The organism is Arenibaculum sp. (assembly GCF_035998295.1).
Classification (GTDB): Bacteria; Pseudomonadota; Alphaproteobacteria; order Azospirillales; family Azospirillaceae; genus DASYHS01.
In genome coordinates this window covers 16938-31295 of record NZ_DASYHS010000226.1, presented here as the reverse complement: position 1 = coordinate 31295, position 14358 = coordinate 16938, and the positions used below count along the sequence as shown (strand labels likewise).

Annotated in this window: 10 protein-coding genes; 3 read left to right on the top strand and 7 right to left on the bottom strand. The window is 69.1% G+C overall.

Features of this window, described 5'->3' with window-relative positions:
* Window positions 1-178 precede the first annotated feature (178 nt).
* The 4 genes from VGO20_RS21975 to VGO20_RS21960 are packed head-to-tail and all read right to left on the bottom strand — an operon-like array spanning window position 179 to window position 5560.
* Window positions 179-1270, bottom strand: a complete 1092-nt coding sequence (locus VGO20_RS21975) for an SGNH/GDSL hydrolase family protein (protein ID WP_327504527.1) — start codon at window positions 1268-1270, stop codon at window positions 179-181.
* Window positions 1271-1302: 32 nt separating this feature from the next.
* Entirely contained in the window at window positions 1303-1533 is a 231-nt protein-coding gene (locus tag VGO20_RS21970) for a hypothetical protein (protein ID WP_327504526.1), read from the bottom strand.
* A 54-nt stretch (window positions 1534-1587) separates the two neighbouring features.
* Window positions 1588-3429: a carbamoyltransferase family protein gene (locus VGO20_RS21965; protein ID WP_327504525.1), complete on the bottom strand. Its 1842-nt coding sequence runs from the start codon at window positions 3427-3429 to the stop codon at window positions 1588-1590.
* A gap of 37 nt (window positions 3430-3466) precedes the next feature.
* Window positions 3467-5560 (bottom strand): iron-containing redox enzyme family protein, encoded by a 2094-nt coding sequence (locus VGO20_RS21960; protein WP_327504524.1) that lies wholly within the window; start codon window positions 5558-5560, stop codon window positions 3467-3469.
* Between the two features lie 720 nt (window positions 5561-6280).
* On the opposite strand from VGO20_RS21960, the gene VGO20_RS21955 reads away from it, so the two are divergent.
* The 3 genes from VGO20_RS21955 (at window position 6281) to VGO20_RS21945 (ending at window position 9935) form a co-directional block, all read left to right on the top strand.
* Window positions 6281-7252 carry an alpha/beta hydrolase gene (locus tag VGO20_RS21955; protein WP_327504523.1) on the top strand — a complete coding sequence of 324 codons (972 nt, stop codon included), beginning with the start codon at window positions 6281-6283 and terminating at the stop codon, window positions 7250-7252.
* Between the two features lie 239 nt (window positions 7253-7491).
* A complete protein-coding gene (locus tag VGO20_RS21950; protein WP_327504522.1) occupies window positions 7492-9573 on the top strand; it encodes a PAS domain-containing sensor histidine kinase in 2082 nt (693 codons plus the stop codon).
* Window positions 9558-9935 carry a response regulator gene (locus tag VGO20_RS21945; RefSeq protein WP_327504521.1) on the top strand — a complete coding sequence of 126 codons (378 nt, stop codon included), beginning with the start codon at window positions 9558-9560 and terminating at the stop codon, window positions 9933-9935. Before VGO20_RS21950 ends, VGO20_RS21945 begins: the two co-directional genes overlap by 16 nt.
* Here VGO20_RS21945 and VGO20_RS21940 read toward each other — a convergent pair.
* Genes VGO20_RS21940 through VGO20_RS21930 form a run of 3 tightly spaced genes read right to left on the bottom strand, consistent with a single transcriptional unit; the run spans window position 9932 to window position 14259 of the window.
* Complete coding sequence (locus tag VGO20_RS21940) at window positions 9932-11758, bottom strand: ATP-binding protein (RefSeq protein WP_327504520.1); 1827 nt, start codon at window positions 11756-11758, stop codon at window positions 9932-9934. The genes VGO20_RS21945 and VGO20_RS21940 overlap by 4 nt on opposite strands.
* Window positions 11755-12330, bottom strand: coding sequence for a TOL_0243 family YfiR-like periplasmic protein (locus tag VGO20_RS21935; RefSeq protein WP_327504519.1), 576 nt, complete (start codon window positions 12328-12330; stop codon window positions 11755-11757). Before VGO20_RS21935 ends, VGO20_RS21940 begins: the two co-directional genes overlap by 4 nt.
* A gap of 3 nt (window positions 12331-12333) precedes the next feature.
* The gene (locus VGO20_RS21930) at window positions 12334-14259 is read right to left on the bottom strand and encodes a TOL_0244 family TonB-dependent receptor (protein ID WP_327504518.1); all 1926 of its coding nucleotides are present in this window, start codon (window positions 14257-14259) and stop codon (window positions 12334-12336) included.
* Between the last annotated feature and the right edge of the window lie 99 nt (window positions 14260-14358).

The window sequence follows — 14358 nt, the reverse complement described above, 5'->3', positions numbered from 1 at the left end:
CGTCGAGCCGATCCCGGCTTGGCCGGGATCGGCGGCCCCTGAGCCGACCCGTTCAGCGCAGCGGGTAGATCGAGCTTTGCCGCTTCTTGCGACCGAACATCCGGCGCACCATCGCCCGCAGAATTCCCCAGAACCCCAAAGTTCCCGACTTGCGCATCGTCACTCTCCATGTTTCCGATCAAAGAACTCGTGCGGCGATCAACCGTGCAGCCTCGTCATAGCCCTTATCGTTGAAGTGAACCCGATCAACGAACAGGTACTCGTTCAGGATCGGTGAATCCTTCATCAGGTCATTCATATCGGCGAAGCGGATCGACCGCGCCTCGCAGGACGACGCGATCGCGTCCGAGAAGGGCCGATGGATTTCCTCGCCGAGAATCTTGCTGAAAAGGCGCCAGAAGTTGTTGGGGCAGCTGTCGATGGCGTGGAAGACGTCGGCCTCCTCGGGCGTCAGGTGGCCGCGCGTCCAGTAGGACATCGGCTGCAGCACGAAAGTCAGCCGGGCACCCGTGCCGGCCAGCAGTTGCTGCCATTGCCGCAGCGCATTGGTGATCGTCCATGCGGCACGCCTGACGCGCTCCCCGGTGTCGGTCTCCTCATCGGTGATGACGACGTCGGCAGGGTTTTCCTCGGCGCGCAGCTTGTCCAGGTACCGCGAGAAGAACCCTTTGCTCCGGTTGTCCAGCTCCGATGCGTAGGTCCTGGAGCGCCGCTTCAGGTCTTCGTTGTACTTTTCCATGTAATGCTGGTACTCGAACGAATAGTAGTACCTGCCATGGTCGCTCGCGAGATTATCCGGCAGGCCTTCGAGCGTCAGAGTGTTGATCCCGCTGAACACCACGACGTTGTTGATGCGGCCGAAACGATGCTGGTGCATCAGGTACAGCAGCACCTCCTGCACGGCGTTGTAGCCCCGCCCGCCAAGGTTCAGCCACGGCTCACCGGTGTGGGCGGCCAAGCGCGAGGCCACCGTGCCCGCATCGGTGGTCGCCCCGGTGCCGAGCGTGGTCGAGCCGCCGACCAGCAGGTTGATCGCCTTCCCCTCGGGCATGTCGGCAACGCTGACCGGCGTGCCGCGGCAGTCGCTGTAGCGGAATCCGAGGGCGTCGGTGTTGATGACGGCCGATCGGTAGTTCTTGTGGTGGAAGAACATGGTGTAGGGCAGCCACCGCACGCCGAGATACATGAACTCGTCGTATTCCCGGATCTGCGGGGTAAGACGATATACCTCCAGGACAGCATCTTCGTGCGTCAGCGGTTTGCGGCTCATGGTCTCTGCGTCCGTCCGGGTCGGTTGCGGGGTCAGCGGGTGCGGGCGGGGTCAGGCGGTGCGGGCAGGCCGGAGACGTCGTCCCCGTCGGGGGGCGCCGGTCCCGGTGCCCGTGCCATGTTGAGGTAGCTGGCCAGGCGATCGCCCCGGCGCAGACGCATCGAATCCGCGAACGGACGCACCAGCAGACCGGCCGGCAGGACGACGAGCAGGAAGATCGCGGAAAAGACGAGCAGCAGGAGTCCGCTGGATAGATGCTTCATGGCGATCGCTCTCCTGAATCCGGCAGGAACGGGGGCGTCCGGGCGTGGGTGGCGTCAATCAAGAGCGAATTCCGCACGCCAGTCGGACGTCTCCACGTGTACGGGCTGGTCCTCCTTGCGCAGCAGGAAGTTGCCCATCACCAACGCGTCCATCTGGGTACGCATGAAGCACAGATACGCGTTGTCCGGGCTCTCGACGATCGGCTCGCCCCGGACGTTGAAGGACGTGTTGACGAGCACCGGACAGCCGGTCTTCTCGTGGAAGCGCTCCAGCAGCGCGCGGAAGCGGCGGTTCGCGTCGGGTCCCACGGTCTGCACCCGGGCCGAGTAGTCCACATGCGTGACGGCCGGCACCGACGAGCGGACGCATTTCAGGCGCTCGATCCCGGCAAGCCGCCGCTCCGCATCCGAAACCGGTATGCGCCGCTCGTCCCGGACGCCGACGACGAACAGCATGTAGGGGCTGGGGCGGTCCAGATCGAACCACGCCGCGGCGTGTTCCTCCAGCACCGCGGGGGCGAAGGGACGGAACGACTCCCGGTTCTTGATCTTCAGGTTCATCACGCTCTGCATCGTCGTGTTGCGAGCGTCGCCCAGGATGGAGCGGGAGCCGAGCGCCCGGGGCCCGAACTCCATGCGGCCCTGGAACCAGCCGACGACGTTCCCGGCGGCCAGCAGATCCGCGACCTCGTCGCACAGCGTCCCGTCGGCCAGCCGGGTGAACACCGCGCCGCGCTCCCGCAGCGCCGCCTCGATGCGGACGTCGTCGTAATGCGACCCGAGCAGTGTCGCCTTCATGCGGTCGCCGTCGTGCGGCCGCCGCGCGGCGCCTTTCCTGCCATGCCATCCGGCAAGCGCGGCACCGAGGGCGCCGCCGCTGTCGCCGGATGCAGGCTGGACCCAGATGTCCTCGAACATGCCGGCGTGCAGCAGCTTGCCGTTGGCCACGCAGTTCAGCGCCACTCCGCCGGCCATGCACAGCGCCTTCCGGCCGGTCTGGCGCCGGAGCGTCGCCGTCAGGCGCAGCAGCACCTCCTCCAGCACGACCTGGATCGAGGCAGCGAGATCGAACTCGCGCCTGGTGATCGGACCTTCCGGCATGCGCCGGGGACCGCCGAACAGCCGGGCGAAACGGTCGCTGACCATGCAGTCGCCGACCGCATAGTCGAAATAGTCCATGTCCAGCCAGAAGCTGCCGTCCGGCTTCACGTCGATCAGATGGTCCAGTATCCGGTCGCGATAGGTCGGCTCGCCATAGGGGGCCAGGCCCATGAGCTTGTATTCGCCGGAATCGACCTTGAACCCGCAGAAATAGGTGATCGCCGAATAGAGCAGGCCCAGCGAATGCGGAAAGCGGATATCCCACAGGGGGACCAGGCCGTTTCCGGATCCCACCCATGCCGAGGTGGTCGCCCATTCACCGACGCCGTCGACGCACAGTACCGCCGCCTCCTGGAACGGGCTGGGGAAGAAGGCCGAGGCAGCATGCGATTCATGGTGGTCGATGTATTCGATGGCGGGAGAAGCGGCCGCAGCACCGAAACGGGCCGATAGTTCCCGGCGCAGCGCCTTCTTGACGTGCGCCTTCCGCCCCAGCCACGCCGGCATCTCGGACACGAAGGACCGGTAACCCCGCAGGCCGAAGTTCAGATAGGTTGAAGCGATCCGGTTCAGCTTCTTGCGCGGGTTCTCGTAATAGAAGACCGTGTCTACGTCACCCGGCGCGATCCCGGCCTCGTCGAGACAGAATTTCAGCGCGGCGGCCGGGAACCGGGGGTCCTGCTTCACGCGGCTGAACCGCTCTTCTTGCGCGGCGGCGACGATCTCGCCGTCGCGCAGGAGGGCGGCGGCGCTGTCGTGATAGCCTGACGACAAGCCCAACACGTAGGAAGCCACTGTTCGATCCTGGTTCTGGTGTCTGGAGGGTCGGAGGTCAGACGACGTAGCGGGGCCGGGCGAACAGCTCCTTCCAGCCGACCCGGGGCGGCGAGAGCGCCCGGAAGCCGACCCAGACCCGCTTCCATTGCGCCGCGGCGTACCGGCCGCCCCCCGAGCGGACCGCCTCGTCCATGTGAAGCTCGACTGCGTCCAGGGCCATCGCGGAGTGCCCGGTCGAAACGTTGTCCACGGTGTTGTGGAGATCGACGAACAACGTGCTGAAACCGTGGCGGCGCAGCTCGTCCCGCGCCGTCCGGTAGGCGCCGCCCACGCCTGAAAGTTCCATCGCCAGATTCAGCCCGAGCGTCTCGGGCAGGAATCGGCGCGGGAACTGCGACACGCTCAGCCAGAAGGCCGGGACGGAGAAGGCGTCATCGTCGAAGCGGTCGAAATGGGCGAACTCCCGGCTACGGAAGTCGGGAAGGTCCACCCCCATGTCCGCGATGAGTGCGCGGTAGATGTTGGGATGGTTGAGCTGCGTCTCGCCATTTCCGATCTCGTCGGAGAGGATCGCGTACAACAGCGCGCCCACCTTGGTTCCGACGAGCCCCGGGTTCCCCCACCGCTGCAGCCAGGCGCCGTCGATCAGGATCATCGGACACAGTTGCAGGGCTTCGTCGATCACCTCCTCACGCGACTTGCGAACGCCATTTCGATCCCGCGCGTAGGAGCGCGCCTGGGCGATCGCCTTCTCGTCGAACCAGCGCCGAAGACCGGTGTGCGAATATTCCTTGAACGGGATCGGGTCGGGGGCGGCGTCGATGTTGCGGGCGCTGCGGGCCAGCCAGAGCGTAGCGAACGCCAGCGCCTCGGTCCGAGCCTCCGGGTTGCGCTCGATGTTCAGCAGTCTCCAGTACAGGTCGCGGGCATTGGCGGGGGCATTGGCGGGGGCGGCGCACTCCTGCCGCGCGACCGTTTCAGGCGTGTCACGGGTCGTCCGCAGACCGCCCGCCGGGACGGATGACGGGGCCCCCAGATCGCCATCCGCCTCGGGCAGGGATGCGATCCACTCCCGGATGACCGCGAGTTCAGGATTCGAGAACACCCGGAACATCGGCCCGCCGAAGGCTGTCAGCCTGGTCAGCAGCAGGCTGTCGTCCGGGCGGCCGCGCCTCACCCACCGCGAACGTCCGAGCTCGCGCACGAAGCGCACCGGATCGCCTGCGACCAGTTCGTCGAACGGCTGCTGGTTCAGCTTCATGTGAGCGTGGTAGCCGACGGCGAACCTGGCCTTGCGGGCGATCATGCGCACCATGGCGCCGAAGGGGTCGCGGCGCAGGTTGTCCGACGTGTCCTGCGACCATGCCTGCGACAGGTACAGCGACGTCATGAAACCTTCGGCGACGCGCGCGCCGATTTCCTGCCCGGCCCCGCCGGGCGGGACCGCCAGTGCGATCGCCTCGACAGCCTTGGCCAGGATCCGCTGGTGCTCCGTCGCGCTCCGTGCGGCCAGATACCTGGACCCGCCGGCAAGACCGCTCGCGCCTGCCGCCGTCACCAGCGCGGGCGCCGGCATGCAGACGTCGAACAGCGTCGCGCCGAGGATCTCCGGCAGGCATCCTTCCGGGAAGACCGACAGGCTGAGCCGGTATGCCGGGAGGTCCCAGGCCGAGGCCACGAAATCGGCGCTCGTCCTCAGCAGTTCGGACCCGACGTCCGGCAGCCATACATCGACACTCTCGAGCCACTGCCGATAAAGGACGCCGTGATTGCCTTCGATGCTGCCGGCACCGACCTGCCAGCTGTGGACGGCGTGGGCCAGCGCTGGAACGGCTTCGTGCGAAAAGGCGGCGCAGGCGACGTTCTGCAGCACACACCCGCTGGTCAGGCCCTGCGGCGCGAACTGCGTCAACACGAAGCGCGCCTCGTCGGCTCCGGCAACGGTCTCGCGCCCGCCGAAGGCCTGGGCCCTGCCCAGCAGGCAGGCTGCCAAGTCCCGGCCGTCCGAGGGCAACTCCCCGATCCCGGCGCGCTGCCAGCGCGCACGCTCTTCATGCCGCAGCCGGACATGAGCGCGCGCCAAAGCCAGGCGGCCCCCGTAATCCGCTTCGATGTCGATGAGCAGCGTGGACAGACGGTCGCTCGGCAACGGGTCTGCCGATGATGATCGGGGAGCGGCTTCGCGCGGCTCCGCTCGGGCCGTAAGAGTGGACGTCAATGTTCGGCTCGCCTGAACAGGGTTTCGACGTTCAGCGCTTACGTCCCCATCGCCGGTAAGCGGCCGGAAAGAACCATCGCCGCCGCCTTGCCGCGGATCCCCGGCCTTACGCCCTCGAACCCGGTGCATGCTTTGGACACGTTACCGGCCGGGGCAGCATATCGAATGCGCCGACCAGTCGTTCTTAAAATCTTCTTTAGATTCCATGGTATATGTTCACGCACCCAAGCCGTCAACTACAATATATTAAAAATATTCTAGAATATTTTCTGAACATCTTTGTATTCATTACATGATCCTAGATTATTTTCTCTGACTATTGTTTTCGTGAGATTGGCACTACGGCCAGTCTCCGTTTTTGGGACACGACCCCCGACAGGCCCGGCCTGCCCGTCCGGGTCCCACCCGAACGGCCCGCCCGCAGAGGATGGGTACGGGTGCGTTCCACCACGCTCCCGTCCCGAGCAGGCGCACCGATAATCTTATAGCTTTATGACATTGCGGAAATTTTCGACGGTCGCCATAGTTGTTGCGCCGAAGGGACATCGGAAGCCAGGCCGACACGTCTCGCGAACCGGCACCCGCCCGCCCCGGCCCTCACCCGAGCACCGAAGCCCTGCAATGAGAGCCAACGACGAGAGGATGTCATCGATGACCACGTCCGACGTGCAAGCGCCTGCCCCGCTCCATCCCGACACGGCCAAGTACCTCGATTCCATGACGGAGATGATGGCGAAGAAGAAGCTGCCGCCGCTGTGGAAGGTGGAGGTGCAGCGCCGGCGCGCGCTCAACAAGATGCTGATCGCCTCCGGCCGGCCGCCGATGGCGCCGTGCGACCTGGTCGAGAACGTCGAGATCCCGACGCGCGCCGGCAAGCAGCCGGGACGGGTCTACCGGGGGGTCCCCGCCGGCAGCGCCGACCTGCCGGTCATCGTCTATTTCCACGGCGGCGGCTTCGCGATCGGCGGCATCGACGAGAGCGAGCACGAATGCCGGCGCTACGCCGCCAGCGTCCCGGCGGTCGTCGTCGCGATCGAGTACCGCAAGACGCCGGAGCACCCCTATCCCGCACCGGACGAGGACTGCTACGACGCCCTGATCTGGGCGGCCGAGAACGGCGCGCGCTACGGCGGCAACCCCGAGCGCATCGTGCTCACCGGCACGTCCTGCGGCGCCTGCCTCGCCACGTCCACGGCGCGCCGCTCGATGGAGCGCGGCGGCCCGCCGGTCAAGCTGGTGGTCGGCATCACGCCCTGGTACGACAAGACCGTCTCGGTGCCGTCGCTCAAGACCTACGGCAGCGGCTACCACCTCGACACCGAGGAAATCGAACATTACCGCGACCTGTACCTGACGAACGGCGCCGAGGGCGTCGATCCCTACAACTCGCCCTCGATCTTCCCGGCGCTGCCGGGGATGCCGCCGCACTACATCGTCGTCGCGGAGTGCGACGGCGTCGCCGACGAAAGCTACGCGCTCGCGGGGAAGCTGAAGGAAGCCGGAGTGCCGTGCGAACTGGTGCTGGGCAAGGGGCTGATCCACGCCTTCACCCTGCTGACCCACCTGATCCCCGAGGCCAACCGGTACCTCGACGGCATCCACGACGCCATGCGGCGCGCGTGACCGGCCGGCGCCCCGGCCGCGCATGTCGCAGCCGGGGCTGCGGGGCGGGGGTTGGGGGCGAGGGCTGGGGGCGGGTCCGCTTTCGAGTAATGGGCCTTCCGCCGCTCATCCTTAGATAGCTACATATTTACCTATTTTAAGGACACCGCCGACCCATAATCGCCGCTCGGCAACGATCGCGGCGACGGGACGGCATGCAGGTTGGGAATAGCCGGAAGACCGGCCGGCGGCGCCAGGCCATGTCGTCGGCCGTCCTGGCGACCTTCGGGCTGCTGGCGGCCTCCTTCGCCTTCGAGCTGCACCGCGCCCACGGCACGGTGGGAGATATCCGCGTCGACGTCCTGGCGTGGCTCGGCACGGGACTGGCGCTTTCCGCGCTGCTGATGCTGGTCCGGGAACGCCGGGCCGACGCCGCGCTACGCGACAGCGAGCAGCGCTATCGCCTGCTCGCCGAGAACGTCTCCGACGCGATCGGCGTGCTCGACCTCGACCTGCGGTACGCCTACGCCTCGCCCGCTTTCCACACCCTGGCAGGCCACCGGCCGGAGGAACTGGTCGGCCGGTCCGCCCTCGACCTCGTCCATCCCGACGACGTCGAGCGTGTCCGCGCGGCGGTCGAGGCGGCGGCGGCCGGCACGGCGGGCGAGCCGGTCGAATACCGCCTCCTGACCCGCGACGGCGGCGCCGTGTGGGTCGAAGGCTCGATGCGCCGCCTTTCCGGCCCGCAGGCGGCGGGCCGCGCATCCGTCGTCGCCGCGCTGCGCAACGTGAACCGGCGCAAGCAGATCGAACGCGAGCTGCACGACAGCCACGAACGCCTGAACTTCGCCCTGGAAGCGGCACAGGCCGGCGTCTGGAACTGGGACCCGGCGACGGACCGGCGGACCTGGTCCGACAGCAACTACCAGCTCCACGGCCTCGACCCGGCCTGCCCGGTCCCGACCCATGAGGCGTGGCTGCGCATCGTGCATCCGGAGGATCGGGCCGCGGTCGACGCGGCGACGAGGGGCATCGCGGAGTCCGGGCGCCGGGGGCAGAACTTCGAGTTCCGCATCCTGCGCCCCGACGGCACGATGCGCTGGCTGTCGTCGCGCGGGCGCATGGTCTCGGGGGTGGACGGCCAAGCCCTGCGCATCTCCGGCCTGAACTTCGACGTGAGCTCGCTGAAGGAGATGGAGGAGGCCCTGCGCCGCAGCGAGGCCCGGCTGCGCCGCAGCGAGGCGCATCTGGCGCGGGCGCAGGCCGTCGCGCGGACGGGGAGCTGGGAACTGGACGTCCGGACCGGCGAGGCCCACTGGTCGTCCGAAATGTACCGCATCCTGGACCTTCCGGAGAGCTGGCAGCCGACCCGGGAAGGCATGCTGGACCTCGTGGCGCGGGACGCCCGCGACCGCCTGCGGGCGTTCCTGGCGCAGGCCGAGGGCGGCATCACCCCGGCCGGCATCGAGATCCGCATCCCGGGGCCCGAGGGCGGAACCCGGTACGGGTGGTGCGAATGCGAGCCGGCCCGCTCGGAGAGCGGCGAGGTCACCGGCATCGTCGGCACGCTCCAGGACGTCACGGAGCTGCGCCTGGCCGAGACGCGGCGCCTCGAGCTGGAGCGGCAGCTGCAGCAGGCGCAGAAGATGGAGGCCCTCGGCACGCTCGCGGGCGGCATCGCGCACGACCTCAACAACGCGCTGATGCCCGTGCTCGGAATGACCGAGCTGATCCTGGAAGAGCTGCCCGAGGACAGCCGGAGCCGCGCCGACCTCGCGCTCGTGCTGGAAGGTGCCGCGCGCGCACGCGCGCTGGTGCGCCAGATCCTCGCCTTCAGCCGCAAGGAGGCGCCGGAACGGCGCGCCGTCGACCTCGCCGAGGTGGTGGCAAGCGCCTGCGACTTCCTGCGCCGCGTCCTGCCCGCCGCGGTCGACCTGCGCTGCCGCCTCGCGGCCGGCGCCGTCGTCCTGGCCGATCCGATGCAGTTGCACCAGGTCGTGATCAACCTCGTCACGAACGCGGCACAGGCCATCGGCGAGGCGCCCGGCGCCATCACGGTCGAGCTGGAGAAGGACGGGGCGACGGTCCGGCTGGCCGTCGCGGACACGGGACCGGGCATGGACGACGCGGTCCTGGCGCGCGTCTTCGAGCCCTTCTTCACCACCAAGCCCGTCGGCGAAGGCACCGGGCTCGGCCTCGCGGTCGTGCACGGCATCGTCGCCGGGCACCACGGCCGCATCGGCGTCGAGAGCCGTCCCGGCGCCGGCGCCGTCTTCACGATCACCCTGCCCGCAACCACCGCCGTCCCGGCGGCCGAAAGCCTCCCATGCCCAGCATACTGATCGTCGACGACGACGCCCCGGTCCGCCGCACCCTGGAGAAGATGCTGGAATCAGCCGGCTTCGAGACGGTATCGGCGGCCGACGGAAGCGAAGGGCTGGAGCTGTTCCGCCGCCGGCGCCCGGACCTGGTGGTCACCGACATCATCATGCCGAACGAGGAAGGCCTGGGGCTGATCCGCGACCTGCGCAGCGAGGATCCCGGCGTCCGCATCCTGGCGATCTCCGGCGGGAGCCGGCTGGGCACCCTCGACTTCCTGCGGATGGCGCGCAGCCTCGGCGCCGCGGACACGCTGGCCAAGCCCTTCGAGAAGGAGGAATTCCTGACGCATGTCCGCCGGTGCCTGGAGATGCCCGCCGGCTAGGACGAGACGACCCGGGGGCCCTCCGCCAGGTTCGCCAGGGCGTCGGCGAGGGTCTCCACCCGGTAGGGCTTGGGCAGGAGGGGGAACTCCTTGCCGGCCTGCGCACCCTCGTTGTACCCGCTCGTGAGCAGGATCGGCATGGCCGGCCGCAGGCGCCGGACCTCGCGTGCCAAGTCCAGGCCGCTGGCCGTTCCCGGCATCACCACGTCGGTGAAGAGCAGGTCGAACTCCTCGCCGCGCTCGACCAGCGCCAGCGCCTCGTCGGCGGAGACGGCCCTGGTCACCACGTAGCCGAGGTCCTCGATCGCGGAGGCCATCATCGCGCCGACGACGGGATCGTCCTCGACGAACAGGAGACGGCGACCGCCACCCGGCCCGGCGGCCGAGGCCGGTTCCGGACCGCCGGGGGCCGGGGTGGCGAGGCAGCGCGGCAGCATCAGGACGATCGAGGTCCCCTGGCCCGGCGTGCTGTCGATATGCGCCGTCCCCCCGGACTGCCGCGCGAAGCCGTAGACCTGGCTGAGCCCGAGGCCGGTCCCCTGCCCCACGCCCTTCGTGGTGAAGAAGGGCTCGAACGCGCGCGCGAGCACCTCGGCGGACATGCCCTGTCCCGTGTCGGTCAGGGACAGGCGCACGTAGTCGCCGGCCAGCTCCTGGGCCAGCCCCTGGGGACCGAGCCCTTGGGGACCGAGGTCCGACGACAGGGTCAGGTTGCGCCCCTCGACGAGCAGGCGGCCGCCGTCCGGCATCGCGTCGCGCGCATTCACGGCGAGGTTCAGCACCGCGAGCTCGAACTGGGTGGGGTCCACCTCGATCGGCCACAGCCCCCGCTCCAGTTCCATCCGCAGCTCGATGTCGGCGCGCAGGGCCCGGGCGAGCAGTTCGGACATGCCGCGCAGGCGGCCCTCGACGTCGACCGGCTCGGGACGCAGCGCCTGGCGGCGCGCGAAGGCCATCAGCTGCTGCGTCAGCTTGGCGCCGCGGTCGACCGCCTGCCTGCCGGCCTCGATCAGCGGGCGGATCTCGGGGACCGCCGCCTTGCGCTCGATCAGCCGCAGGCAGCCGGACATCGCCTGGAGCAGGTTGTTGAAGTCGTGGGCCACGCCGCCGCTGAGCTGCCCGATCGCCTCCATCTTCTGGCTCTGGCGCAGCGCCTCCTCGGCCCGCTCGCGCTCCTCGGTCTCGGCCTTCAGCTTCTGGTAGGCTTCGGCCAGCGCCGATGCCTGCTGCCGCAACTCGGCGTTGGCGCGGGACAACGCCGCATGCGCCGCGCCGAGCACGACGACGACCAGAACGCCCATGGTCACGAGCAGCGCGATCCCGCCGTAGCGCTCCAGGCGGGCCGCGAAGGGCTCGGTGACGCTGCGCAGATGGACGCTGCCGAGGACGATGCCTCCCTGGACGACCGGCGCCGTGACGTCGATGAACCCGTCCGCCGGCGAAGCCGCGAACCCATCCGCCGGCGAAACCGCCGGCCCCGCGAACCCGTCCGCCGACGAGACCGCCAGCACCGCGGTGCGGGCGTAGGTGACGAACGGGAGTCCCGCCGCGTCGAACACCGAGGCGGCCTCGACCTCGGGGTTGGCGCCCAGCGCGTTCACGTATTCCTGGGCGGCCTCGCGGTCCTCGAACGCCAGGGCCGCCGTCACCGCGGCGGCGAGGATCCGGGCCTGGACCGAGGCTTCGTCCGCCCTCTGCATGGTATAGGCACGCTCGTTGTAGGCCGCTATCGCGACGCCTGCGATCAGCAGGGCCACCGCGATGCCGAGCGCCACCGCCGACGCCTGCCGCCAGATCCCCGAGGTCCCGCTCGCGCGCGTCATCGCGGCGTCTCCCCGCCGCGGTGGACGGCGACCGCCAAATCCAGAAGCTTCGAGCTGATCGCGATCCCGTTCTGCGCCGCCGCGGCGGCGTCGATCTCGAAACGGACGCGCCCGTCGACGACCACGAAGTTGACGATGCCCATGGCCGCAGGGTCCGCGACGGCGTCGGTGACGGTCAGCACCGGCATGCCGCGCGCCATGCGCAAGGCGTCGGCCGTCTGCGCGGCGGAGCCGCCGAGGAACATCACGTGGCACCGCGCCCGCGGGTCGAGGACGCGCATGCGCCGGACCGCGAAGGGACGCCCGCCGAGCTGCTGGCCGGCGACGGCGCGGTCCAGGGTGTCCCCGAACGGGTCCTCGCCGACGACGCACAGGTCGATGGTACCGGTCTGCGGGTCGTGCGCATGGGCAGGCCACTCGACGAAGGGCGCGAGCTTGTAGAGATAGGTCGCTTTCACCGCGTATTCGAGCGACTGCTCCGACGCGGCGGCCGGGCCGGCGAAGGCCGACGCGATCACCGCCAGCGCCAGCGCGGCCGCCCGGAAATGCCGATGACGGGGCAGCCGCGGCATGGCTCAGAATTCCGCGCGCAACTTGGCGTGGATCGTACGGCCGATGAGGCGGGGCGGGCTCGTGGCGGGGTTGTTCACCTCCGGATGGGTCTCATCCAGCAGGTTCACCCCGTGCAGCGACAGGTTCAGCGCGGGCGTCACCTGCCAGCCGACATGCGCGTCGACCTCGGTATAGGCGGGAACCCGGGTCGGGGGCACCCTGCCGACCCGGCGCAGGGCCAGGTCGAGCCACCAGCCGTCGCCGAGGTCCATCTCGGAGCGGAGCTGGGCCTGGTGGCGCGGGTCCTGGCCGGCGGCCTGGCGCCCCGAAAGGTCGGCGGTGCCGGGCTCAAGGTCGAGGTCCTTGCGCATCCAGTCGAACCCGGCCCGGAGCCGCCACCAGTCGCGGACGCTGTAGGTGCCCCAGGCCTCGACCCCGTAGGTCTCGCCCCCCATGTCGTTGCGCAGCTGGAACGGCAGCCCGCCGTTCGTCGATCCCAGCGTCCGCAGGTCGTCGTAGACGTTGTAGTAGGCCGAGACGGACAAGCTGGAGCGCGCGGTGGGCTGCCCCCGATAGCCGATCTCGTAGGCGGTCAGCTTCTCGACCCGGAAGTCCGGCGCCGGCACCAGTATGCCGCCCCCCGACAACTCGCGGTCGATCCTGGACGGCGTGCGCACGGCGCGCGACACCGCAGACCAGAGCATGTGCGCCTCGTCGACCTGCCAGGCGAGGCGCAGGTTGGGCAGGACGTTGGCACCGGTGTGGCTGTCGACCTCGACCTTGGAGCCGAGCGTCAGCCGGAGGTCGGGCGTGAGCGCGAACTCCGCCTGGGCGAACGCGCTGCCGACCGAGAGCGTGGCTTCGGGTTCCTGGAAGCCGAAAACCACCTGTGATTCGAAGAGCGACCGCCACACGCGGTACTCGCCGCCCCAGACGAACCGGTGCCCGTCGCCGAAGGTCAGGCCGTGCTGGGCCTGGACGTCGAACGTCTTGAGCGAGTCGTAGGCGACGGCGTAGTCGCGGATCTTGACGTCGTAATAGGCCTGCAGCTCGAAGGCCGAGTCCGGGCCGAGCTGGCGGGTCCACCGGCCGAGGACGTTGCCGCCGCGCAGCGTCTGGTCCAGGAACTCCGTGTAGTTTCGGTAGATGTCGCCTTGCAGCGTGTAGGCGTCGTCCCCGTCGCCCAGGTCCATGCGGAAGCCGGCCTGGGACCCGCGGAAGGCATCCGGCACGGTGTCGTTGGGCAGCACCGGCTCCGTGTCCGAGCGGTCGAAGCGGGAGGCATAGACCCTGAAGGTCGCATCGTCGCCGATGTCGCCGCCGTAGCGGACCGTGGCCTTGCGCTCGGCGTTGCCGGCGCCGGCATCGACCAGGACGCCCTGGCTCTCGCTGGAGTGGCGGGTGATGATGTTGATCACGCCGTTGACCGCGTTCGCCCCCCACAGCGTGCCGCCCGGCCCGCTGATCACCTCGATCCGCTCGACGTCGGGAAGCGGGACGGCGACGGACTCCCAGAACACGGTGCCGGCGAAGGGCGAGTACACGGTCCGCCCGTCCACGAGCACGAGGAGCTTGTTGGCCGCTTCCGGCGAGTTGAAGCCGCGCGCGGTGATCGCGTAGTTGTAGGCGTTGAGGCGCGCCACTTGCAGGTTCGGGGCGAGGCGCAGCGCCTCGGGAAGGCTGCCCACGCCGGAACGCCGTATGTCCTCGGCGGTGATGACGTAGATGGCGGCGGCGGTCTCGCTTAGAGGTTGCGCCCTCCTCGAGGCGGAGGTCACCTCGATGGCGGCAAGCTCCTCGATCGACAGGCGGGCGAGGTCCTCGACGGTCTGCGCGGCGGCGACGGAGGCTGCCGCCGCCAGGACGCAGCCCGCCGCCGCAAGTGTGTGCAACGCACGGCCGGACCCTGGCGACCGCGTGCCCGCGCGGTCGTCGACGTGGCTACCCATCGATGCCCCCCAGCATCCACCTTCGATCGCAACAACCGCCTGTATAGCAGGAATGGCGGAATAGCACAGGTGATTACCGGGAACGGCCGGCGGAGCGCG

Excerpts from the sequence above, each read along its gene's own strand:
- VGO20_RS21970 (WP_327504526.1), bottom strand. The coding sequence starts at position 1,533 with ATGAAGCATCTATCCAGCGGACTCCTGCTGCTCGTCTTTTCCGCGATC.
- VGO20_RS21955 (WP_327504523.1), top strand. The coding sequence starts at position 6,281 with ATGACCACGTCCGACGTGCAAGCGCCTGCCCCGCTCCATCCCGACACG.
- VGO20_RS21935 (WP_327504519.1), bottom strand. The coding sequence starts at position 12,330 with ATGCCGCGGCTGCCCCGTCATCGGCATTTCCGGGCGGCCGCGCTGGCG.
- VGO20_RS21950 (WP_327504522.1), top strand. The coding sequence starts at position 7,492 with ATGTCGTCGGCCGTCCTGGCGACCTTCGGGCTGCTGGCGGCCTCCTTC.
- VGO20_RS21975 (WP_327504527.1), bottom strand. The coding sequence starts at position 1,270 with ATGAGCCGCAAACCGCTGACGCACGAAGATGCTGTCCTGGAGGTATAT.
- VGO20_RS21940 (WP_327504520.1), bottom strand. The coding sequence starts at position 11,758 with ATGACGCGCGCGAGCGGGACCTCGGGGATCTGGCGGCAGGCGTCGGCG.
- VGO20_RS21930 (WP_327504518.1), bottom strand. The coding sequence starts at position 14,259 with ATGGGTAGCCACGTCGACGACCGCGCGGGCACGCGGTCGCCAGGGTCC.
- VGO20_RS21945 (WP_327504521.1), top strand. The coding sequence starts at position 9,558 with ATGCCCAGCATACTGATCGTCGACGACGACGCCCCGGTCCGCCGCACC.